The sequence below is a fragment of the Silvibacterium bohemicum genome (genome assembly GCF_001006305.1).
Classification (GTDB): Bacteria; Acidobacteriota; Terriglobia; order Terriglobales; family Acidobacteriaceae; genus Silvibacterium; species Silvibacterium bohemicum.
The window spans coordinates 352,387-375,368 of sequence record NZ_LBHJ01000001.1; the positions used below are offsets into that span (position 1 = coordinate 352,387).

At 60.3% G+C, this 22,982-nt stretch carries 14 protein-coding genes; 10 read left to right on the forward strand and 4 right to left on the reverse strand.

Annotation, left to right across the window (positions count from 1 at the left end; all coding sequences use genetic code 11):
* Positions 1–185: 185 nt before the first annotated feature.
* On the forward strand, positions 186–1,493 hold the full coding sequence (locus XX99_RS01560; RefSeq protein ID WP_050058063.1) for an MFS transporter: 1,308 nt from the start codon (positions 186–188) through the stop codon (positions 1,491–1,493).
* Between the two features lie 111 nt (positions 1,494–1,604).
* Here XX99_RS01560 and XX99_RS01565 read toward each other — a convergent pair whose 3' ends face one another.
* The 3 genes from XX99_RS01565 to XX99_RS01575 are packed head-to-tail and all read right to left on the reverse strand — an operon-like array spanning position 1,605 to position 5,356.
* Positions 1,605–3,140: a M16 family metallopeptidase gene (locus tag XX99_RS01565; RefSeq protein ID WP_231581110.1), complete on the reverse strand. Its 1,536-nt coding sequence runs from the start codon at positions 3,138–3,140 to the stop codon at positions 1,605–1,607.
* A 17-nt stretch (positions 3,141–3,157) separates the two neighbouring features.
* Positions 3,158–4,771: a M16 family metallopeptidase gene (locus tag XX99_RS01570; RefSeq protein ID WP_082125163.1), complete on the reverse strand. Its 1,614-nt coding sequence runs from the start codon at positions 4,769–4,771 to the stop codon at positions 3,158–3,160.
* 57 nt (positions 4,772–4,828) lie between these two features.
* Positions 4,829–5,356 (reverse strand): hypothetical protein, encoded by a 528-nt coding sequence (locus XX99_RS01575; RefSeq protein WP_050057614.1) that lies wholly within the window; start codon positions 5,354–5,356, stop codon positions 4,829–4,831.
* A gap of 504 nt (positions 5,357–5,860) precedes the next feature.
* On the opposite strand from XX99_RS01575, the gene XX99_RS01580 reads away from it, so the two are divergent.
* Positions 5,861–6,331: a DoxX family protein gene (locus XX99_RS01580; RefSeq protein WP_050057615.1), complete on the forward strand. Its 471-nt coding sequence runs from the start codon at positions 5,861–5,863 to the stop codon at positions 6,329–6,331.
* Here the strand turns inward: XX99_RS01580 and XX99_RS01585 are convergent.
* Positions 6,328–7,293, reverse strand: a complete 966-nt coding sequence (locus XX99_RS01585; protein WP_050057616.1) for a hypothetical protein — start codon at positions 7,291–7,293, stop codon at positions 6,328–6,330. The two genes, XX99_RS01580 and XX99_RS01585, sit on opposite strands and share 4 nt — an antisense overlap.
* A gap of 220 nt (positions 7,294–7,513) precedes the next feature.
* On the opposite strand from XX99_RS01585, the gene XX99_RS01590 reads away from it, so the two are divergent.
* From XX99_RS01590 to XX99_RS01630, 8 genes are all read left to right on the forward strand, one after another.
* The gene (locus tag XX99_RS01590) at positions 7,514–9,982 is read left to right on the forward strand and encodes a 3-hydroxyacyl-CoA dehydrogenase/enoyl-CoA hydratase family protein (protein ID WP_050057617.1); all 2,469 of its coding nucleotides are present in this window, start codon (positions 7,514–7,516) and stop codon (positions 9,980–9,982) included.
* Positions 9,983–10,064: 82 nt separating this feature from the next.
* Positions 10,065–10,727 carry a hypothetical protein gene (locus XX99_RS01595; RefSeq protein WP_050057618.1) on the forward strand — a complete coding sequence of 221 codons (663 nt, stop codon included), beginning with the start codon at positions 10,065–10,067 and terminating at the stop codon, positions 10,725–10,727.
* Positions 10,728–10,792: 65 nt separating this feature from the next.
* Positions 10,793–11,977 carry an acetyl-CoA C-acyltransferase gene (locus XX99_RS01600; RefSeq protein ID WP_050057619.1) on the forward strand — a complete coding sequence of 395 codons (1,185 nt, stop codon included), beginning with the start codon at positions 10,793–10,795 and terminating at the stop codon, positions 11,975–11,977.
* A gap of 81 nt (positions 11,978–12,058) precedes the next feature.
* A complete protein-coding gene (locus XX99_RS01605; protein ID WP_050057620.1) occupies positions 12,059–12,289 on the forward strand; it encodes a hypothetical protein in 231 nt (76 codons plus the stop codon).
* Positions 12,286–12,711: a type II toxin-antitoxin system VapC family toxin gene (locus XX99_RS01610; RefSeq protein WP_050057621.1), complete on the forward strand. Its 426-nt coding sequence runs from the start codon at positions 12,286–12,288 to the stop codon at positions 12,709–12,711. The genes XX99_RS01605 and XX99_RS01610 overlap by 4 nt, the downstream gene beginning before the upstream one ends.
* Before the next feature lie 71 nt (positions 12,712–12,782).
* Complete coding sequence (locus tag XX99_RS01615) at positions 12,783–14,612, forward strand: acyl-CoA dehydrogenase family protein (protein WP_050057622.1); 1,830 nt, start codon at positions 12,783–12,785, stop codon at positions 14,610–14,612.
* Positions 14,613–14,774: 162 nt separating this feature from the next.
* Positions 14,775–17,573, forward strand: a complete 2,799-nt coding sequence (locus XX99_RS01620; RefSeq protein ID WP_184084472.1) for a protease pro-enzyme activation domain-containing protein — start codon at positions 14,775–14,777, stop codon at positions 17,571–17,573.
* Positions 17,574–18,091: 518 nt separating this feature from the next.
* On the forward strand, positions 18,092–22,804 hold the full coding sequence (locus XX99_RS01630) for an Ig-like domain repeat protein (protein WP_184084475.1): 4,713 nt from the start codon (positions 18,092–18,094) through the stop codon (positions 22,802–22,804).
* Positions 22,805–22,982: the final 178 nt, after the last annotated feature.

The following is a 22,982-nucleotide window of genomic DNA, read 5'->3' on the forward strand; positions in this document are numbered from 1 at the left end:
GAAAGTCCTATCGGCGCGCCCAACCGTCAGTAAGGGGCGGTTCCAGAATCCGGGGCACTGGCTCTGCATCCAAAAGTTATGAAAATTGATGAGATGAATAATTTCACGCCGTCGCATGCGTGGAGCCGATGACCTCGGAGGTTCGAGAAGAGACCGGCGCACGGAACGCGACTGGGGCTAGTCCGATGCCTGCCCCGAGTCAGAGTAGTTTCTCGCATGCGTGGCGGGCGCTGCGGCATCCCAACTTCCGCCTGTTCTTTGCCGGCCAGAGCATTTCGCTCATCGGCACCTGGATGACGCGCATCGCCACAGCCTGGCTGGTCTATCAGCTCACCCATTCGGCGCTTCTGCTGGGCACAGTCAGCTTCGTTGGGCAGATCCCCACATTTATCCTTGCGCCACTGGCCGGTGTTCTCGTCGATCGTGTCGACCGCCGCATGGTGCTGCTCTGGACGCAGGCCCTGGCCATGCTTCAGTCGCTGATTCTGGCCTGGCTCACGCTCACCCATCGCATCACCATTAGCGAAGTCTTGGCGCTGAGCGCCTTTCAGGGCGTCATCAATGCCTTCGATATGCCCGGCCGGCAGTCCTTTATGGTCAAGATGGTGGAGGATCGCACCGATCTTTCGAACGCCATCGCCATCAACTCGTCCATGGTCAACCTTGCCCGGCTGATCGGTCCTTCACTGGCTGGCCTGGTCATCGCAGCCACCAACGAGGGATGGTGCTTCTTGATCGATGGCATCAGCTACATCGCCGTCATTGTCTCGCTGCTGCTGATGCGGGTGAAGGCCGATGAAGTAAAGCGCGCAACCGCCTCGATGGCCGCTCAGCTGCGCGAGGGCTGGGATTACGTCTCGACCTTCGTGCCGGTGCGAACTATTCTGCTGCTCTTCGCGCTGGTCAGCCTGATGGGCATGCCCTACGTTGTGCTGATGCCGGTCTTCGCCGCCCAGGTGCTGCACGGAGGCCCGCACACCCTCGGATTCCTGATGGGCGGGGCCGGAGTCGGCGCGCTGGTTTCTGCGCTGTCGCTGGTGCTGCGCAAATCGGTGCGCGGACTGCTGAAGATGATTCCGATTGCCGCCGCGATCTTCGGAGTAGGCCTGGTGGCCTTCGGGCTTTCGCGCGTGATGTGGCTTTCGATGGCGTTGATGGTGATTGTGGGCTTCGGGATGATGCAGGGCCTGACCGCCAGCAACACCATCATCCAGACCCTCGTTCCTGAAGATAAGCGCGGCCGCTTGATGAGCTACTACACAGCAGCCTTCGTGGGCATGGCGCCCTTCGGCAGCCTGCTCGCCGGCTCCATGGCGCATTGGATCGGCGCGCCGAGAACTGTGATGGTAACCGGTACCTGCTGCGTGGCGGGATCAGCCTGGTTTTGGACGCAGATGAAGACGCTGCGCAAGGGAATCAGGCCAATCTACGAGCAACTAGGCATAGTCCCGGCAAGACCCAGCAAGCTGGTAGAAGAACAAGCAGGCAACTAAAGACTCGTCACGCACTCACCGTCACCGCTCAAAAAGCAAAACGGGCAACGCCAAAGAAGGCCTTGCCCGCCAAACCGCTAAACCCTAAAACCTATCCCCGACACCCTATCGTCAATTTCCCGGTCCCATCTGCTGCCGCATTCCCGCCGGCATGGGGATGGTGATATCGATCGGATGCGGCTGGCCCATGTTCAGCTCAGTCAGCGGTGTTCCAAGCTGCGATTCGTTGCCGACGACCAGCACCGCGAGCTTGGATGGGTCGATGTACTTCTTCGCCACGCGCTCCAGATCCGCAGTCGTTACTGCTTCCACTGCGGCGCGATATTTCTCCAGAAAATCCGGAGGATATCCATAGAACTCCAGCGTCGTCGCCTCGGTCAGCACCTTTTCCTTGCTGTCGTAACGGAAGATGAAAGAATTCAGCAGCTGGTCCTTGGCGCTGGTCAGTTCGGCATCCGTGAAGGGCTTGGTCTTGAGATCGTTGATCTCATCGAGCATGGCCTTGGTGGCCGTCACGGTGGTCGGGCTCTTGGTGAGAGCTGTTGTGTAGAACATCCCCGGGTGGTCATACGACGCGCCATAGCCGCCGCTCACCGAGTACGCCAGGCCCATCTTGGTGCGCACCTGCTGAAACAGCCGCGAGCCAAAGCCGCCGGAGAAGATTTCGTTCATCACCGCGAGCGCATAGAAGTCGGGGTTGCGGCGGTCGGTGCCGAGCCCGACGATCCACACGTTGCTCTGGTTCACGTCCTCTTTGTTGACGAAATAAACCCCCGGCTTGGGACCGGCAAATTCGCCGCCGGGCTTGGGCGATGCAGCGCCGCGTGGCAGGCTTTCAAACGCCTCGCGCAGCTTTTTCTCCATCGTCGCCGAATCGAAATCGCCTTCTACCGAAATGATGATGTTATTGGGAGCGACCGTCTTCGCATGCCACGCCTTCAGATCGTCGACCGTGACAGACATCACCGTCGCAATCTCCGGCTCACGAGCGTAAGGGCTGTCCGCACCGAAGACCAGCTTGGTCGCCTCGCGCTGCGCAACCTCTTCTACATCGTCGTTGCGGCGCACGATGCCGGCCACCGCCTGCTGCTTGGCCAACTGCAATTTCTGGTCGTTGAAGGCCGGATGCTCGAGCACATCGACGGCGATGCCGAAGACCTGATCTTCATCCTTGGTAAGGCATGACCACGAGACAGAGGTGGAATCGATATCTCCACCGGTCTCCACCTTCGCCGCCTTCGCCTCGAGAAGATCATCGAGTTTGTCGCCATCCTGGGTCGTCGTGCCGCTGGTGCGCCAGGTCTCGCCGTAAAGTCCGATCAGTCCAACCTTGGCCGCCGGCACATCGCGCGATCCGCCGCGAATATCGATCGTGCCGCTAATGAACGGCAGCTCGTGGTCTTCTTCGAGAAGAATGATCACGCCGTTTTTCAACTCGACGCGCTTCGGCGGTTCAGGATGAAAGGCCGGCAGCGGTGGAATGGGAATCTGCGTCCATGGCTGGGCCTGGCGCGCCGCCTTGGCGTCGGGAGGAACCACCGTCGTAGTCTGCGCCTGCGCAGAGATCGCGGCCAGCGCCGTCATGCCGAGCAGTGAAAAGACGGCCGTACGAATCGGATGCGCGCCGCGCCGGGGAAGCCTGCTCAATGGAAGTCTATGCCTCATCATTGCGCACCTGCCTGGGACTGCTGCTGCGCAGATGGTTTTGGAGCTTCAAACTCGACCATCGCATAGGTGCGGTTGGTGTCGACAAAAACCTTGTTAGCCACTCTGCGAATATCCGCCTTCGTCACTGAATCGATCTTCTGAAGTTGATTGAAAAGCTCTCGCCAGTCTCCATATCGCAACTGATAAATCGCGAGCTGCTGCGCAAGTCCTTCGTTATCGCCCAGCCCACGCAGCAGGTCTGCGCGTGCGCGGGTCTTGAACATGGCCAGCTCTTCGTCGCTTACATCCGCTGCCTTCAGCTTGTCGATCTCTTTATGGATCGCGGCACGCATCTCTTGCGGTGTGTGTCCCTGATCGGGCACAGCGAAGAAGGCGAAGAGGCCCGGATACTTGTCGCCGGGGAAGCCGCTGAAGCCCTCAGCCTGCGCGGCAATCTGCTGGTCGCGCACCAGTGAGCGATAGAGGCGCGAGGTACGGCCGTTCGAGAAGATGTCCTGAATCGCATCGTAAACAGCGTCGTCGGGATCGCGATAGTCGGGGCGGTGGTAGCCCTCAAGATAAAGCGGCTGCGTCGGCTCCTTGATGACGACGGATTTCTCTGCAGTCTGCGGAGGCTCGACCGTGGTCATCTCCTCCGGCTTCGGCCCGGCGGGTATCGTGCCGAAGTATTTTTCGAACATCGCCATATCGCCGGGCTTCACATCGCCCACCACGGCGATGGTGATGTTCGCCGGCACATAGTAGATCTTGTGAAAGGCCGCGGCCTCGGTGGCCGTGATCTGGCTCAACTCGCTCTCCCAGCCCACATTCGGCCGGTGATAGGGATGCGCAACGTACGCGGCGGCCAGAAACTGCTCCACCATGCGGCCGATGGGATTGGAGTCGACGCGCATGCGCCGCTCTTCCATCACCACGTCGCGCTCCTTATAAAACTCGCGCGGCACCGGATTCGCGATGCGGTCGCTCTCCATGTAGGCCCACAGCTGCAGGCGATTCGCGGGCATGCTCCAGAAATACTGCGTCGCGTCGAGGCTGGTCTCGGCGTTCAGTCCGCTGGCTCCGTTGGCGTCCGCAATCTCCGTGAACTCGTTGGGGATCACGTATTGCTCGGCATCTTTCTGGGCATCCAGAAACGCATCGTGCAGCTGCTTGAGCTTGGCTTCATCGCGGCCCACGCGCTTGCGATACTCCGTGTCGTAGGCGGCATAAGCATCTTCCACCTTGTCGAGCGCAATCTTCTCCGCCGCGTAGTCGGTGGTGCCGATATCCTTCGTCCCCTTGAAGGCCAGGTGTTCGAACATGTGCGCGATGCCCGACTGGCCGCCAGGATCGTTGGCGTCGCCCGCATCCACGATGGTGAAGTAGGAGAACACCGGCGCTTCCGGCCTCTCGCAGAGGATCAGCGTAAGACCGTTGGGTAGAACCTTTGTCGTGACACGCTTGTTGAAGTCCGCCAGGAACCGGCCAGGGTTCGCTTGATCAGGGCTCGCCTGATCAGGACTTGCGTGACCCTGGCTCCAGGCCAGCTTCGCGGCTGGACCCACGATTGCGAGACAGGTTCCAAGCGCGGCCACACGCGCAAACCCATGCGCAGCAGAAAGAAATCTCATGAAACCTCGATCTAGACAAGAACAGATGGATACAGATTTGACGCTAATCGTGTGAAATCAGGGTGTCAAACGCGAAGCGCCGCCGGTTTTAGCCACGGCGAAAACCAGCCGGACGGGACGCAGGTTGAAATAGATCATCCACCATGCACCGATGAGTGCGACCGCTGCATAGATGAGCGCCAGCGTCAGAAGCATCGCGCCGAGTGGGATGGGCATTGCCGGATTAGGATGAGCATCCATGCCGATGATGATGGGACTGCGCCGTGCAAAGAGCAGCGTAGCCGACAACAGTGAAAAGACAAGAAAGTCCAGCGCGCCGATAGCCATGATGGAATACCGCGCCCAGATGCGTAGCTGGAACAGGCCGGCTACGGTCCACGCGCACCAAGCGAGAAACAGCAGCAGCAGCAGGTCGAAGCTGGCCAGAATGATGCGGACCGAGGCGATGTGCGGCACCAGCGGATTGCGCGTGAGAAACAATGCGGCAACGGAACCGATGAGGCAGACCGCACCGAAGCAGATCAACAGGCTGAGGACAACGGCGGCCAGGCTGATTCCACCCGGCTTGCTTTCGGTATCGTGCATTGCATGTCTCCTGGCAGCGGGCACGATCGGCGTGGCCCTGGTGAGTTTTTAAAAGCTACAGTATGCGCGCGAACAACGAAAGTATCGCATCGATAACCAGGTCTCGGTCTTGGAAGAGTACGGCAAGCTGTACCTAGATCAAGAAACTTGCTCTTGGTAGGTACGGCCTTCAGGCCGTACGTTAATTAAGCAAAACGAATGAGGCTTCAGCCGCTGAGGGAACGCCCCGGTTCGCGCTACAAAGGTTCGTCATAAATCTCGCGCGGCGCTCCCCAGCGCGGCCTTCGTTATTCGAAGAACCCTTCTACTTGTCTTTCGGAGCCCAGGCCAAGGAAGAGGCCAGCGATTTGGTTTTCCGGAGGGAGCGTGAGGCTTCAGCCTCACGAAGAGTCCAGCCAACGGAAGGGCTTCAGCCCCGGGCCTTTGCTTTCTAAACTTGACTCATCTAAGGAGATCAATGCGGCGAATCGCGATCGGGGGCCGCTCTGCTACCGTTAACGACATATGCACTATGCCGTGCCCATCTTTGTCGTCGCGCTGACCATTCCGGCGTTCTTCCTGCTCGCTCGCGGTGGCTTCGTCGCCTTCGGATGGCCGCAGCGGGGAATACGGATTCTGGTCGCAGTAATTCTGTTGGCCTCGGCGATCGGACATTTCCTTCAGCCCGCATTTGTCGCGGCGCTGATTCCACCGGTCTTTCCCTTCCGCTATGCGCTGGCTATCGTAAGCGGAATTTGCGAGGCCGCCGGCGGTATCGGCCTTCTGCTGGCATCGACGCGCCGGATAGCTTCGCTATGGCTGGCGGTGTTCATGATCGCCATCTTTCCGGCGAATATCTACATCGCAGGAAAGATGATTGGGCCCCTGCATATGCCCAGCGTGGCCGTGCGCGGCCTCATGCAGATTGTGTTCGTCGCTCTCATCCTGCTGGGCGGCTGGGGTGCGCCCATAATCAGAAAGAAAACAACCGCCTAATTCTTCTTCGCCGGTTGCGCCGGCTTCTGCATCGTCGCGTAGTCGGGAAGGAAAATCAGCAGGCCGCCACTGGGCAGCAGCTTCGAATAGCCGGCCTGCAGCTGTTCGTTGTAGTGGTCGAGAGAGAAATCGAAGCTATTGGCCGGCTCTTTATCCGCCAGCTGCAGGTCCGCGTCCTCCATGAGAAATTTTCCATACTTCATGCGCCCGCCGCGAAAGTAAATGAAGTTCGCCGCCGGTGTCGGAGGCTGCGCCCCTTTCGCGACGGGCGGCCCGAAGACCTGGACTAGAGAGTCGCCCTCGATGCGCACCGACGTAATTTTGCCGGTAATCCGCGGCGGCGGAAACAGCGCATTGATGGGAAGAATAATGTCGTCGCCTTCGATGTAGAAGCGCGATGGCTTCCGCGGCTGGGCAATCGATGAGAGCTTAAGTCCCAACGCGTCCAGCACGCCTTTCTTCAGCATGCCGGCAGCTTTCAGCTCGGTGAAGTGAACGCGAATGTCGCTGTCGTCCGCGATCGTGACGGTGCCTTTTCCTTCGAAAGGAATACCGATGAGCTTATGGAGATCGCCTTTCACCACAATCTGATTGCCTTCAAAGGAGACAGTGATGTTTTTGATCGGAGCCTTGGCTTTCGGCAGCAGATAATTATTCAGAAGCGCGCTGAGATCCGGCGCTTTGAGGCGGGTTTCGCCTGAATCGATCTGCACGATGAAGGTTCTCTTGTCATCGAGCGAAATGACGTCGCCCGACCTGGGGATCATCCATCCCTCAAGCCTCGGCACGGTGAGCACCACGTCATCCATGACGTGAAAGAGGCTGTTCTGCACGACGATGTGTACCGCGCCCTTGGCTGCCGGTTGTGCAATGGGGTGCAGCTTTTTAGGCGGCGTGACTGCCGCGGCCTGCACGGCGAGAACAGAAGCCAAAAGCCACTGGGAAATGAAATTATTCTGCAAGCATCTGTCCTTGATTCCAAATTTTGTTTGCCAGCTTGGATGCCGACTCGCCGGATTTCCTTCGATCTCCCATCGCTTCCGTTGGCGAACTGGAGGAGCGGAAAGATTTCGTTGATGCCGTCAAAGGATGACCCTCCTTGACCCTCGTCGAGCCGCCCAGTATTCTGCCCGCGGGTCGGGAAACTTGCCATCGCTGCCTGATCCGGAGAACCTTATCATAATGAGCCCTTCCGCATCGCCATCCGTTGGTTCCACTCCTCTGCTGCGCCGCGCTGCCGTTCTCGGAGCCGGAGCCATGGGCTCGCGCATCGCGGCCCATCTGGCGAATGCTGGCGTACCGGTGCTCCTGTTGGATATCGTTCCGCCGGGAAACGCTGCCTCGCGCAGCAGCATCGCCGTGAGCGCAATAGCGGCGCTGCTCAAAGCCAAGCCCGCTGCGTTTTATGATGCTGCCAGCGCCGCGCTGATTACGCCCGGCAACTTCGAAGACGATCTGGAGCGGCTGAAAGACTGCGACTGGGTGATCGAAGCCGTCGTCGAGGACCTCGACATCAAGCAGGCGCTGATCGGGAAGATTGCTCCGCACCTGCATCCCCAAGCCATCGTCACCACCAACACCAGCGGCCTGCCAGTGGCGTCGATAGCCGCGAAAGCCACGCCGGAGTTCCGCCGGCGCTGGTTCGGCACGCACTTTTTCAACCCGCCGCGCTACATGCGGCTGGTCGAAGTCATCCCTACGCCGGAGAGCGACGCTTACGCCGTCGCCTCCATCGCGACATTTGCCGACCGCAGGCTGGGCAAGGCCATCGTCTTCGCCCGCGACACGCCCAACTTCATCGCCAACCGCATCGGCGTCTTCTCCATGCTCACCGCGGTGCGCCTGATGCAGGAGCAGGACCTGAACATCGAAGATGTTGACGCGCTCACCGGCTCCATCATCGGCTGGCCGCGCACCGGCACCTTTCGCCTTGCCGACATGGTTGGCATCGATGTGCTGGCGCACGTGGCGCGGAACTTCGCCGCGTCTCAAGGGCACGACGCGGCCGCCATCAAGCTGCCTGACTTCATCGCGGCCATGCTGGAGCGCCGCTGGCTGGGCGACAAGACCGGGCAGGGCTTCTACAGGAAAGACCCGGCCATCGCCGATCCGAAAAAGAATCGCCTAGCACTTGATTGGCGCACCCTCGAATATCGTGAAGCAGCGCGGCCAAAGTTTCCATCGATCGAAATGGCGAAGAATGCCGAATCGCTGCCCGAGCGTCTGCGCCTCGTCCTCGGCGGCGATACGAAGAAAGACAAAGCCGCGGCCTTTCTCTTTCCCCTGCTGACATCCATCTGGAATTACGCCGCCGATGTCCTGCCCGAGATTGCCGACTCGCCCGCGGACATCGATCGCGCCATGCGCACCGGCTTCAACTGGGAGTTCGGTCCCTTCGAGATGTGGGATGCCGCAGGCGTGGCTGCAACAGTCGAGCGGCAGCGCGCGGATGGTGCGCACATAAGCACGCAGGCCGAAACTCTGCTGGCATCGGGAAATTCCTCCTGGTATCGGGACCAGCCGTATCGGGATCAGCCGGAAGAGCCACAGGTCTTCGACACCGCAACGAAGAGTTATCGCGCCGTGAGCCTGCCGTCAGGCGTCGCCACGGCGGCAAGCTTTCGCAGTGCGAATAAGGTGGTGCGCAAGAACCCCGGCTGTTCGCTCCTCGACATCGGCGAAGGCATCGCGCTGCTCGAGCTGCATTCGAAGAAGAACGCCATCGGCGACGACATCGTGTCGATGATTACGCAGACGCTCAATCCATCCAGCGAGCACGTGCGGAACTTCCGCGGCTTTGTCATCGGCGGCGATGCCGGCGACTTCTCTGTGGGCGCCAACCTCATGCAGCTTCTCCTCGTCATCCAGGAGGGCGAGTGGGACGAAGTTGAGCAGGCCATTCGCGCTTTTCAGCGCATGACGTCCGCGATCAAGTTCTGTCCGCGCCCGGTGGTTTCCGCGCCCTTCGGTATGTGCCTCGGCGGAGGAACGGAGATCTCGCTGCACGCTGCGCGCCGTCATCCCCATGCCGAGTTGTATATGGGGCTCGTCGAAGCCGGCGTCGGTCTGGTGCCTGGCGGCGGTGGCACCAAGGAGATGGCGCTGCACGCCATCGATGCTGCACGCGCCTCTGTGGGGATCGATCCTGCTGCTGCGCCGTTGCGCTTCGCGCTCTCTGCCGACCTGCAGGATGCGTTGCGTCAGCGCTTCGAAACTGTAGCGATGGCTAAGGTCTCGACTTCGGCTGCAGAGGCGCGTGGGCTAGACCTGCTCGCACCGTCCGACCCCATCGCAATGAATCGCCAGCGCCTTCTCCTCGACGCGAGGGAGACGGCCATCGCTCTCGCCGAAGGCGGATTCACCGCGCCCGTGCCGCGTACCGTTCCCGTCCCCGGCGAAGCCGTGCTGCCAACCTTGAAGCTGGGTGTGCATCTCATGCGAAAGGCGGAGTACATCAGCGATCACGATGTGAAAGTAGCCACGCACATCGCGAACATCCTGTGCGGAGGTTCCTTGACTCCCGGCTCCCTCGTGAGTGAACAATATCTTCTCGACCTGGAGCGCGAGGCCTTCCTCTCGCTGTGCGGCGAGCGCAAAACACAGGAGCGCATCGCTTACACGCTGCAAACCGGAAAGCCGCTACGGAACTGATCGAGTGAATCGCGAGAATCAAATACAGAAACGCGCGTATGGCTGCAATCCCGCCCGCGTTTGCAATCTAAGGAAGAGCAGGATGAAATATGACGGGAACGATGAGTCATTCGGATTCGAGGCTGCCTTGCTCCTGAAAAGCACGAGCATCCTCCTCATGTTTCTTGTCATGATCTCCGCCGCACGGGCGCAATCCGGAGCGCCATCGCAGTCTTCACCCGATCTTGCGGAGAAGGCCGAGACCGGAAGCGCGCGCCTGCCCAGCGGCACGGAAGTCGCTTATCGCATCCGTTTGCTGCCGCTGGCCTCGTTCCCGTCGCTGCCCGCGGCCATCGCCAGTCAACTGCAGCAGAAGAATTGCATGGTGCCGCAGACGTACGAGGCGCGCCGGCCGGAGAATGTGATTCATGGCGCATTCGAAAAACAGGGAAGCGATGACTGGGCGGTTCTTTGCTCGGCGAGCGGCACGACCGCGCTCTACGCATTTTTCCAGTCGCGTCCGGACCAGCCCATTCTGTTGAGGAGCCAGCGCGATCAGGAATGGCTGGGCGCAGAGGCCGGCAGCGGTTACGGCGCGGCGTGGGGCATCTCCATCGCCGACGCTTCGCAGATTCGACCACTCAAGTCGAGCCGGCACATCGCCCCGATCGATCATGCGGGAATTCGCGACAGCAATGTCGAACGCTCCTCATCCATCCATTACTTTCACAACGGCGCGTGGGTTCCGCTCGATGGCGGAAACTGACCGCCGATGCCAGTCGCCACGCGTCCTAACTACGATGACCCCAGCGAGAACCATCGAGGTGTTTTATGAGTGACGTATATATCGCCGCTGCTGTTCGCACAGCGGTCGGCAAGGCTCCCAAAGGCACCCTGGCCGCCACGCGCCCCGACGATCTGGCCGCATACGCGATTCGCGGCGCGCTCGATCGTGTGCCGGAGCTCGATGCGCGAGAGATCGAAGATGTAATCCTCGGCTGCGCCATGCCCGAAGCCGAGCAGGGAACCAACGTGGCTCGCATCGCGAGCCTGCGCGCTGGACTCCCGGTCGAGGTATCGGCGATGACCATCAACCGTTTTTGTTCGTCCGGATTACAGGCCATCGCCCTCGCCGCCGATTCCATCCGCTCGGGACGTGCGCAGGCCTCGATCGCCGGAGGCACCGAGTCGATGAGCATGATCCCCGGCGCAGGAAATAAATTCAGCGCCAACCCATGGCTGATCGACAATCATCCGGACGCTTATCTGTCGATGGGCCTCACCGCGGAGAATGTAGCGAAGAAGTACGGCATCTCGCGCGAGCAGGCGGACGAGTTCTCGCTGGCCAGTCATCGCAAGGCGCTGGCTGCAATCGAAGCAGGAAGGTTTGTCGACGAAATTGTGCCGATTACGGTGACAAATACCATCCCGGGCACGAAGCCGGCCAGGCCCGAGGTGAAATCGAGCGAGTTTAAGCGCGATGAAGGCCCGCGCGCCGACACTTCTGCCGAAGCTCTCGCTAAGCTGAAGCCCGTATTTCACGCCCAGGGCTCGGTGACAGCTGGGAATTCGTCGCAGACCTCCGACGGCGCGGCGGCAACGATAGTGATTTCCGCAGAGCGGGCGAAGCAGCTCGGTATCCAGCCCCTGGCGCGTTTCGTCAGCTTCGCGACCGCAGGCTGTCCTCCGGAAGAGATGGGCATCGGCCCGGTCCACGCAATCCCCAAAGCTCTGAAGCTGGCCGGCCTCGAACTTAACCAGATCGATCTCATCGAGTTGAACGAAGCCTTCGCGGCGCAGGCATTGGCGGTGATCCAGCAGGCCGGACTCGATCCGGCGAAGGTCAACGTGAATGGTGGCGCGATCGCTTTGGGACATCCGCTGGGCTGCACCGGAGCCAAGCTTACGGCAACCTTGCTCTACGAGATGAAGCGCCGGAATCTGCGCTACGGCCTGGTAACGATGTGCGTTGGTGGAGGCATGGGCGCCGCTGGGGTATTTGAAAATTTGAATTAAACCTGTAACGGCCGCGTTCCGTGCCCCAAGCCATCATCGACGATGTGTCACATTATGTGCCACAATGAATCGATGCCAACCATGAACATGCGTGAGCTCCGCGACACCCGCAAGTTGAAGGCGTGGCTGCGGGCAGGCAAGTCGATCGAACTCCGGGACCGGGACCTGGTGATCGGTCGCATAGTGCCCGAAGAGAAGGTGCCATCCGAAAAAGATTGGCCTGATTTCGAGGCACGTCATCGAGAGCTCTTCGGCGATCGCGTTTTTAACGCTGTCGAAAACTTCTTAGAAGATCGCCATGGTCGTTATTGAACATCTATGTCGATTCAAGTTTCCTGGTAGCGGTCTATCTATCCGATACGCATAGTCCCGGGGCATTGCGGCGTATCGCTCAACGTCCGCAGATATGGCTCACTCCCTTTCACAAAGTCGAGATGATGCACGCCATAGCTCAGAACGTGTATCGCGGCGATCTTACTCAGGGAACAGCGGAAAAAATACGCAAAGGCTTTGTAGGCGATTGCGAATCCGGTGTGTGGTCTTTGACCGAGATGCCGGCGGGAGTTTTCGAATCGGCTGCCGCGTTGGCGCTTCGTCATGTATCTCGAATCGGCGGCCGAACCCTCGATACCCTCCACGTCGCATCAGCCATCGAACTCAAGGCGCAGCATTTCTGGACCTTCGATGAGCGCCAGGCAAAGCTCGCTAAAGCCGCTGGTCTCAAGGTCTCCTGAGTGGTTCATCCCCCACGCACAAAAACGGAGTAAACTGCTCCGTGCTTCAAGACTGAGGAGCTAAGAGCGATATGTCCACTCCCGTTGCGCCGACTCCAGTTGCGCCCACTCCCGTCACCGGCGGCAGCTTTCTTTTGCAGGAGGCCGATCCCGCCGGCATCTTTACTCCCGAAGATTTCTCCGACGAGCAGCGTCAGATCGCAGACACCACTGCCGACTTCGCCGCGAACGAAATTCTCCCCGCAGCCGCGGAGATCGAAGCCAAGAATTTTGACGTCACCTGCGCACTGCTGCGTAAAGCGGGCGAGCTGGGACTGATGGCCGTCGATGTTCCTGAGGAATACGGCGGCCTGGCCATGGACAAGGTTACGTCCGCCATCATTGCCGACCGCATGTCGGTGTTGGGCAGCTTCAGCGTGGCCTTCAGCGCGCATACCGGCATCGGCACGCTGCCGCTGGTGTGGTACGGAACCCCGGCGCAAAAGACAAAATACCTGCCCAGGCTCGCCAGTGGAGCATGGCTTTCGTCCTACGCGCTTTCCGAAGCCACCAGCGGCTCGGATGCAATGAACATGAGCGCTCGCGCGGTGCGCGATGGCGACCACTATGTACTGAACGGCGAGAAGATGTGGATCACCAACGCCGGCTTCTCCAACCTCTTCACCATCTTTGCCAAGATTGCCGACCCGGCCGATCCCGACCCATCGAAGACGAGGATGTCGGCGTTTCTCGTCGAGCGCACCACGCCCGGCCTTAGCATCGGACCCGAAGAGCACAAGCTCGGCATCCGCGGTGCATCGACCTGTCCGGTGATCCTGAACGACTGCCGCGTGCCGGTTGAGAACCTGCTCGGCGAAGCCGGTAAGGGGCATCACATTGCCTTCAACATTCTGAACATCGGCCGTTTCAAGCTGGGCGCGGCATGTGTCGGCGGCGCGCGCAACTCGCTCGCCAATGCCGTGAGCTACGCGAAGGAACGCAGGGCTTTCGGCAAGGCCATTGCGGAGTTCGGCCTCATCCAGCAAAAGATCTCCGACTCGGCGACCCGCATCTACGTCGGCGAATCGATGGCCTATCGCACCATCGGCGCGATCGATGCAGCGCTCGAGGCCATCCCCGAAGCACAGGCGAATGATTCGCGCGAGATACAGAAGCGCATCGAGGAATTTGCCGTCGAATGCTCGATCCTCAAAGTCTGGGGCAGCGAGATGCTGGATGCGGTGGTCGATCACACCCTGCAAATTTACGCGGGCTACGGTTATGTCGAGGAGTATCCAGCGGAGCGCGCCTATCGCGATTCGCGCATCAATCGCATCTTTGAGGGCACCAACGAGATCAACCGGCTCATCATCACCGGCTTTCTGATGAAGCGAGCATTGAGCGGGCAGCTTCCTCTGCTCGCGGCAATCAAGGATTTAATGGATGAGCTGATGTCGCCGCCGTCCTTCTCCGGAACAGAGGACAATGACGACCCGCTCGCGCGAGAAGTGCAGATGCTGGCCAATGCCAAGAAGCTCGCGCTCTTCGCCGCCGGCTCGGCGAGCCAGAAGTACATGAACGGCCTCGGTGAGCAGCAGGAGATCATGGGCGCGCTGGCCGACATCATCTGCGAGGTCTATGCCTTCGACTCCGCGTTGGCGCGCGCCCGCAAACTGGCGGCATCCGCTTCTCCTCATGCGCAGCTGGCGGCGCAGATGACCCAGCTCTACGCAGTGTCGGCGTTTCATATCATCGAAGTCGCAGCGCGGCAGGTAATCGCGGCTGTCGCCGAAGGTGACATGCTGCGTACGCAGCTGGCGATCTTTCGCCGGCTGGTGAAGCACGAACCCGCGGATACCGTCGCCCTCAGCCGCGCCGTCGCCAAAGCCGTCATCGACCACGGCCGCTATACCATGGCATGAAGTTCGTTTATAGATGACTTTCGTGCGAAAGTAGACTTTGCCGTGGCGAACTTCGTCCCACCTTATAAGGCGAAATCGCGTCTGAGTTTCCACTGGCGTCGATTCCGCTTGAAGAGGGCTATGTTGCAAAGGATTGTTTCTCGCTGTGATGTTTTTACCGTAGTGGCATTTGCATTTTTTCTTTCCATCTACGCATCGTCCGCGGCATTCGCTCAGTCGCTGGTTAAAGACCGAATCATCGAGGCGCCGAATTCGAGCGCGACGATGCAGTTGCCGAACAGCGTCAATCCACGGGCCAAAGCCCAATACGATATCGGCCGCGTCAATGCGTCGACCCAATTCGAAGGCATCACCATGTTCTTCAAGCCCAGTGCCGAACAGCAGGCGGCGTTGGATGCCCTGGTGCAGGCGCAACAGACGCCCGGCTCGCCCCTCTTTCGCCAATGGATTACCCCGGCGCAATATGCCAGCCAGTTTGGACTATCGACCAGCGATCTGGCCAAAGTCCGGACGTGGCTGGAGCAGCAGGGATTCAATGTCGTCCGCATCTCGAATAGCCGGAACGCGATCACCTTCTCTGGAACAGCGGCGCAGGTCGAGGCGGCCTTTCAGGCCCAGCTTCACCGCTACAACGTGAACGATGTGGTGCACACGGCCAACGCCGGTGCCCTTTCCATTCCCGCCGCGCTCGGCAGCGTGGTTCTTTCTGTCCGCAACATTGCAGACTTCCGTCCTCATTCGCTGCATCGCATTCAGCATGTCTCCGCGGTGAACAGCAACTACAACTTCGGCAGCGGAAGTTCGGCGCAGCACTTTCTCGCTCCTGGAGATTTCGCCACCATCTACGATCTCGCCCCGCTCTACAACGCGGGATTCACGGGAAGCGGCAAGACCATAGTGATCGTCGGCCAGAGCGCAATTGCAACCGCCGATGTAACGCATTTCCAGAGCGCAGCCGGCCTCGCCCAAAAGACGCCCACCATCACGCTGGTGCCCGAATCTGGAACCAGCACTCCAGTGGCTGGAGACGAAGACGAATCAGACCTCGATGTGGAGTGGTCCGGTGCCGTTGCCACCGGCGCAACCATCAATTTCGTCTACGTTGGGAATAACCAGGATTTTAGCGTTTTCGATTCTATCCAGTACGCCATCGACAACAATCTCGGCCAGGTCATCAGCAGCAGCTATGGAGCCTGCGAGGCCGATATCTCCGGTTCGGATATTGCGACCTTCCAATCATGGTTTGAGCAGGCCAACGCTCAGGGCCAGACCGTCGTCAACGCGGCAGGAGACAACGGTGCAACCGACTGCGAAAGCTCGGGCACGAAGAGTACCGTAGTCAACGGCGACGAAGCCACCCAGGGGCTTGCGGTTGACTATCCGGGATCGTCTCCGAATGTCACCTCGATCGGCGGCACTGAGTTTTCGGGCGACGTGAACTCGCCCGGCACCTACTGGAACTCCTCGAACAGCAGCTCCAACACTTCGGCGATTGAATACATCCCGGAGATGGTCTGGAACGACACCTCGACGACGAACGGCCCCGATGCCGGCGGAGGCGGTAAGAGCATACTCTTCGGCAAGCCCTCCTGGCAGACTGGCATCGGCGTTCCCAATGACAGTGCCCGCGATGTTCCCGATGTATCCCTGAACGCGTCGCCTGACCATGACGGCTATCTCTTCTGCGCCTCCGGCACGGGGGGAGCGAACGCCGATCCCAACAGCTGCAGCAACGGATTTCTTGACGGTACCGCAACGAGCAGCATTCCCACCGTTGCCGGCGGCACCTCCTTCGGCGCACCCACCTTCTCCGGCATTCTGGCTATTCTGAACCAAAAGCTGAATGCGAACGGCCTGGGCAACGTCAATCCCGAGATCTACAGCCTGGCCGCCTCAGACTACGCCAGTGCCTTCCACGACGTCACCACCGGCAACAACGAGATCCCCTGCGAGATCGGCTCGGTCGACTGCACCAGCTCGCCGATTGGATACACCGCCACCACCGGCTACGACCTGGCCAGCGGCTGGGGTTCCGTCGACGCCGGAAACTTCGTCGGTGTCTTCTCCATCGGCGGCGGCGCGTCACCCGTAGCTACAACCACGGTTCTGACCGCGACCAGCACCTCCGTCACGATCGGCACCGCCATTACGGTCACGGCGACTGTCCAGGACAATAGCGGCTCCGGTACTCCTGCGGGAACCATTCAGTTTTCCGTGAACGGCACCAACGTTGGGAGCGCTGTCACTCTTTCGAGCGGGGTTGCCACTTACAGCTTCACGCCCTCTACCGCCGGAACCTATACGGTGGGGGCGACCTATGTCCCGTCGGACGCTGCCACGAACTCCGGCTCCACGGCCTCGCTGGCTATCACCGTAGCGGCAACCAGTAATGGCAGCGCCTCGTTTTCGCTGAGTGCAACCAATGTCAGCGCCGCCCAGGGGAGCAGCGGAACCTCCACCGTCACGGTAACGCCAGCTGGAGGATTCACCGGAGGCGTGGCTTTCACACTGTCTGGACCCAGCACTCTCACCAATTTCAGCTACTGCGTGAACAGCGCGACCGTCAGCGGCACGGCTGCGGCGACCGCCACCATTACCCTCTACACCACGCCCAGCTCCTGCCCAACGGCCGCGACTCGCGCCTTCTCGACGCCCGTACAAGTCGGCGGTCCGGCTTCAGGCCGCGGCCATAACGAGCTAACCCGCGCCATGGCCGGAACGGCATTCGTTTCGCTGTTTCTCCTGGGATTTCCCGCCTTCCGCCGCCGCCGCTGGCCGATGCTGGCGGCTCTGCTGATGCTGGGCCTGTGCACGTTGGGTGTCAGCGGATGCGGCGGCAGCAGCTCAACCACCACGGCCGCGACTACCTCGCCCAAAGGCACCTACACCCTGACCCTTACCGGCGCCAACAGCACGCTCAACCTGGCCGAGACCACCAGCTTTACGCTCACCGTGAATTAAGACCATCGCGACCGCGGGCCGCTTGAAAAGCTCAGGCGGCCCTGCGTTTTTGTGTCGCACACACATGGGCTCGCAATTTATTCCCATTTGATTTACTTTTCTCGCAACATATACGCGCGATCCGCGTCTATACCTGCGCGTTGGTGCTTCCGCTTATCCATGTATCGTTCTGGGTCCAGATCGGCTCGTTGCTCACCCACCCGGGAAATTAACGCGCCGTTTATACGGATGAAAAAGAACGATCTCTTTGCCGCCTCATCTCTCGACACCGCGAATCTCTTGTCTTTCCGCCACGCCCGCAGCGAGTTCCCTGCCCGGGATTCCTCTCTCTTGAAACATCTTTTGAAAACTCTTAACGATGCTTCCGGCCCCTTTGTTCGCAACCTGCTCCTTGAAGCAAGCCAGCCGGTCATCGACGCTTCCCTTTGTTCTCCAGCGCATCGTCAGAATGCGCCCCGCAAGTTTCCTGCGCACCGGCGCAGGCGTTTTTCACTGTCTTCACACTGAACAGGATGGCCATGCTTCAAAAAATTCTGCCCACTCTACGCGACCTCCGCAAGCTCGGTGCCGCCGCCTTCCTTCTCTGCCTGGCTCCGGCGATGCTCTCGGCCCAGGCGACTCAGGCTGTCACTTCGCCTGTCGCGAACCGCCTCACCCAGCCTGTTGACGAAAGCGCCCGGGTCACCCTGAAGGGAACCGTCCATCCGCTGGCCAATGCCGCCAACGACCGAGGCGCCGCGTCCGACAGCATGCCCCTCGACCGCATCCAGGTATTGCTGCAGCGCAGTCCTGCCCAGGAGTCCGCGCTCAAGCAGCTCATCACCGACATGCACACGCCGGGCACCGGCAGCTATCACAAATGGCTGACGCCCGATGCGTTCGGCAAGCAATTCGGCCCCTCCGACCAGGACATCGCCACCCTCGAAGCGTGGCTGCAGTCCAAGGGCTTCAATGTTGCCAAGGTGAACCCCGGCAAGCAGAGCCTTGAAGTCTCCGGCAGCGTGGCCCAGTTCCGCACCGCCTTCAACACCCAGATCCATAAATATGTGGTGAACGGCGAGACCCACTACGCCAACGCCAGCGACCCGCAGATTCCCGCCGCGTTGGCCCCGGTCTTCGGCGGATTCGCCTCGCTCAACAACTTCCGGCCGAAGAGCCTGGCTCGTGTGCTGGGCAAAGCCACTTACGACCCCAAGACGGATAAGGCCACACCGCAGTGGACGCAGGCCAACGGCACCGGCTTGAGTTTTGTATTTTCGCCCGCCGACTTCGCCGTGCAGTACGATCTGACTCCCCTGCAAACTGCCGGACTCGAAGGTCAAAATCAAAGTATTGCCATCATCGATTTTTCGAACATCAATGTCGCTCTGGTGAACCAGTTCCGCACCCTTTTCGGCCTTCCGGCGAATCCTCCGCAGGTCATCATCGATGGGAATGACCCGGGGATCGGTGGCATTAACAACCCCGACGGGCCTCTGGCGGGCAGCGATGTGGAATCCTATCTTGACGTCGAGTGGGCAGGAGCCATTGCTCCCCAGGCCACGATCGATCTGGTAGTCGCGGCGGATACGGCGCTCGAAAATGGCGGTGTGCTTGCTGCCGAGCGCGCTGTCTACAGCAATATCGCCCCCATCATCAGCTCCAGTATCTCGACAGGCGGATGCGAACAGCAGGCCGGCTCTTCCAACGCTTTCATTTCGGCTCTATGGGAGCAGGCTGCCGCTCAAGGCATCACCGTTCTGGAAGCCGCCGGAGACTCCGGCTCGGCAGGTTGCGATAACGACGATACGCAGGTATATGCAGTTAGCGGCCAGGCAATAGGAAGCTGGGCGGCGACTCCCTATAACGTTGCCGTCGGCGGGACCGACTTTTACTACAGCGACTACGCGACCGGTGCGGCCAGCGCTTCAACCTACTGGAGCACCACCCCCACCCAGTTGCCTGCGGTTTCGCTGCTTCAGCCTATTCCCGAACAACCCTGGAACGACAGCCAGTACGGGCTGAACGCGATAAATTTCTTCAGTGCAGATGGCACGACAACCATCGCCGCCGGCAGCGGCGGAGCCAGCAATTGCGCCTTGGGAACGGGTACGGCAAGCAACGGCGGTTGGGCTACCTGCACGGGCGGATATCCCAAACCATCGTGGCAGACCGGCGCAGGTGTGCCCGCAGACAATGTGCGTGACATTCCTGACCTATCGCTCTTCGCTGCGGACGGCTTGAACTATAGCTTCTTCCCCGTTTGCGCGGCGGACGGCGATTGCCAGTCTCCTTCCGGCAGTAATCCTGTTCAGATTACCGGGGTCGGCGGTACCTCGGGCGCAACACCTTCGTTTGCCGGCATCATGGCCCTGGTCAATCAGAAATACGGTCCTCAGGGACAGGCGAACTTTGTTCTCTATCCACTCGCCGCGCAATTCCCCGCCGCTTTCCATGATGTGACCGTGGGAACGAATTCCGTGCCGTGCGAATTCCTACCGAGCGCTACCCCTGGCTGCATCAAGGTTTCCAATCCAATCACCGCAACCGATCCAAACCTGGGCGCAGCTCAGGAAGGCCAGATCGGCACCGGAACCACGCCCGAATATAACGCAGGAACCGGTTACGACCTCGCTACCGGACTAGGGTCCATCGACGCCAATCAGCTGGTCACGAACTGGGGTAATGTCAAGTTCGCTTCGAGCGGCGTGACGCTAACCTCTCCCACGGCAGGTACAACCGTGACCCATGGCTCGCCGGTGACCTTTACGGGAACAGTTGCCGAGACCGGTACCGGGACGGCCACCCCAACGGGATCAGTAGCGATCGAAACCAGCAGCACCGGGACCTCGCAGCAGGGGCAAATTACGCTTCCTCTGAGCGGCGGAGCATTCAGCGGTCCAACAAGCATTCTCCCTGGTGGCACTTATAACGTGTGGGCTCGCTATAGCGGAGATTCCACCAATACCGCGAGCCAATCCGCCCCGGTTCAGATCACGGTCAATCCCGAGGCCAGCAGCCTTAATCTGAATGTACTAAGCCCAAACAGCAGCGGAGCTTACGTTGTTGTTCCCTCGGGCACTGCAAGCATTCCTTACGGAACGCAGCTGGTTCTTTCTGGGCGGGCATTTCCGACCACGTACTACAACCAGTGCGTTAACGTGGCGACTGCTCCGGCAAGCTGCAGCACAGCGAGCTTTACAAGCCCCACCGGAACCGTCACGTTCTCTGACAGCGGCACGGCGGTCAACACTGCGGTGGTCAATACCGAGGGAGACGCCGAATATAATCCCACCGATCCCGTCGCGGCACATCTCACGACGCAAATCGGTTCGCACTCGATCACTGCGGCATTCTCGGGCGATGGCAGCTACAGCCCGAGTACCGCTGCGGCAATTACCTATACTGTCACCCCGGCGCCCACGACGATTACGCCCACAGCCGCGGTCTCCACGCTATACGCGGGGCAGGCGACGACCTTCACGCTCGTCATCCAGTCCAGCGGCGTTGGCATGGCGCCGACTGGGACAGTCACAATCAGCGGCGGTCCATCGGGAACCCCGACCAGCGTTCCAGTTGCCTCTAGCGGTGTGGATGCTCAGGCCGGCACTACGTCGAGCTATGCGACGGTCGCTTTTCCGGCTTCCGTTGCAGCGAACACTTACACCATGACATTCACCTATAGCGGTGATGGCAACTACACCGGGTCGTCGACATCTGGAGGCCTTCAATTTGTAAGCCCGCCTTCGGGTCTTAAGGCCAGCAGCGCGGCTATTACGACCAGTGGCCCGGCGACTTCGCCCGATGCTGCGATCAATGTAACTGTCACAGTGACGGGAACGGGAACCACTGCTCCCACGGGGACAATAACTCTCGAGACGTCGGGTTACAACTTCAACCCATTGACCCTTGTTCCATCAACGACTGGTGTTACTTCCTCCGTAACAATCACCGTGGACAGTACGTCACTCCTTCAGGGCGCAAATGTTCTAACGGCTGCTTATTCCGGCGACTCGGTCTATGCTCCCTCTTCTTCCCCTGCAGTGAGCATTGCCAACCCCCTCGCGGACTTCTCTCTGATCCCCACGGCTACCACGCTGACCATTCCCTCATCGGGCACCGTGCCAGATACCGTCAACATCAGCTCCGTCAACGGATTCAGCGGTGCGGTTAACCTCGCCTGTGCCAGTGCGGGCGGAGTGGAGTGCGTGTTTAGCAACGCTTCTCCCGTCCTCACGGCAGGTGGTAGCGCTGCTGTCGCGGTGACCGTAAACAACGACAACGTGACGACTGCCGGCACCTACAACCTCTTGATCACGGGCACCGATTCCACGGGTGCATATGTTCACACCCTGGGCCTTTCGGTGATTGCACCGGCCACCACCCTGCTCCCAGGACTGGCACTCTCAGGCCCAGCCGGTATCGCCATCCAGAATCCGGGCGATACCGCGACCGCCTCACTGACCGTCTTACCGCAGGGCGGCCTCACCGGCGTCACATCCATTTCCTGCACCGTCACGAACAGCCCTGCAGGTGTTACCTGCAGCGCACCGGCCACTGCCGCGAATGGCACCTCCTCCACGCTCACCGTAACCACCACTTCGGCGACACCTCCGGGCACCTACACCGCGGAGCTCGTTGCGACCCAGGGGAACACAACCAGCGCCACGTTGCCCATCCCCATCATTGTTAGCCCTGCGCTTGCAATTGCCCTCAGCGGAACGGCCCCTGCGGCAATCAGCCCCGGAGCCAGCGCAACCTCAACCATCTCAGTAGCTCCGGCTGGTGGATTTACCGGCACGGTCAACCTCTCCTGCTCGATCACAACCAGTCCTAGCGGCGCGAACGACGTACCGACCTGCTCGATTGCCAGCTCGGTCAGTGTCACGGCGGCGGCCGCTGTAACCACCCCACTGACCGTGAACACCACGGCAGCTACCACCAGTTCGCTCGACCGTCCGCTGAATAAGTTTTTTGCGGTCGGTGGAGGAATCGCGGTTGCCGGATTGCTCCTCTTCTCCATCCCGGCTCGCCGGCGTAGCTGGCGCTCCATCCTCGGGGTCCTGGTCTTCGCGGCCGTGGTTGGCCTGGGCATCGGGTGCGGCGGTAGCGGTAGCAGCAGTGGCGGAGGCGGTGGTGGCACCACCAACCCCGGCACGACTGCAGGAACTTACATGGTTACTGTAACCGGAGCCGACGCGTCGACCGGCAAGATCACGAATTCCACCACGGTCAGCGTTACCGTCAACTAGCAAAGTCAATCGGACACAACAAAGGCCGCGCTCTCTCGAGCGCGGCCTTTGTCATTGAAGACCACTTCGATTTTTTTCTGAACTCAGGCCGATGAAAAGCCCATCGCCAGCCCTGCTTCCCTCTTCTTTAACTTCTCTATCAGCGCTTGCCGCACTTTGCCATGCTCTCCGGACCAAA

What these genes read in the sequence shown, in the direction of transcription:
- XX99_RS01630 (WP_184084475.1), top strand. Translation starts at nt 18,092, where the DNA reads ATGCTTCAAAAAATTCTGCCCACTCTACGCGACCTCCGCAAGCTCGGT.
- XX99_RS01570 (WP_082125163.1), bottom strand. Translation starts at nt 4,771, where the DNA reads ATGAGATTTCTTTCTGCTGCGCATGGGTTTGCGCGTGTGGCCGCGCTT.
- XX99_RS01615 (WP_050057622.1), top strand. Translation starts at nt 12,783, where the DNA reads ATGTCCACTCCCGTTGCGCCGACTCCAGTTGCGCCCACTCCCGTCACC.
- XX99_RS01560 (WP_050058063.1), top strand. Translation starts at nt 186, where the DNA reads ATGCCTGCCCCGAGTCAGAGTAGTTTCTCGCATGCGTGGCGGGCGCTG.
- XX99_RS01600 (WP_050057619.1), top strand. Translation starts at nt 10,793, where the DNA reads ATGAGTGACGTATATATCGCCGCTGCTGTTCGCACAGCGGTCGGCAAG.
- XX99_RS01575 (WP_050057614.1), bottom strand. Translation starts at nt 5,356, where the DNA reads ATGCACGATACCGAAAGCAAGCCGGGTGGAATCAGCCTGGCCGCCGTT.
- XX99_RS01590 (WP_050057617.1), top strand. Translation starts at nt 7,514, where the DNA reads ATGAGCCCTTCCGCATCGCCATCCGTTGGTTCCACTCCTCTGCTGCGC.
- XX99_RS01580 (WP_050057615.1), top strand. Translation starts at nt 5,861, where the DNA reads ATGCACTATGCCGTGCCCATCTTTGTCGTCGCGCTGACCATTCCGGCG.
- XX99_RS01605 (WP_050057620.1), top strand. Translation starts at nt 12,059, where the DNA reads ATGAACATGCGTGAGCTCCGCGACACCCGCAAGTTGAAGGCGTGGCTG.
- XX99_RS01595 (WP_050057618.1), top strand. Translation starts at nt 10,065, where the DNA reads ATGAAATATGACGGGAACGATGAGTCATTCGGATTCGAGGCTGCCTTG.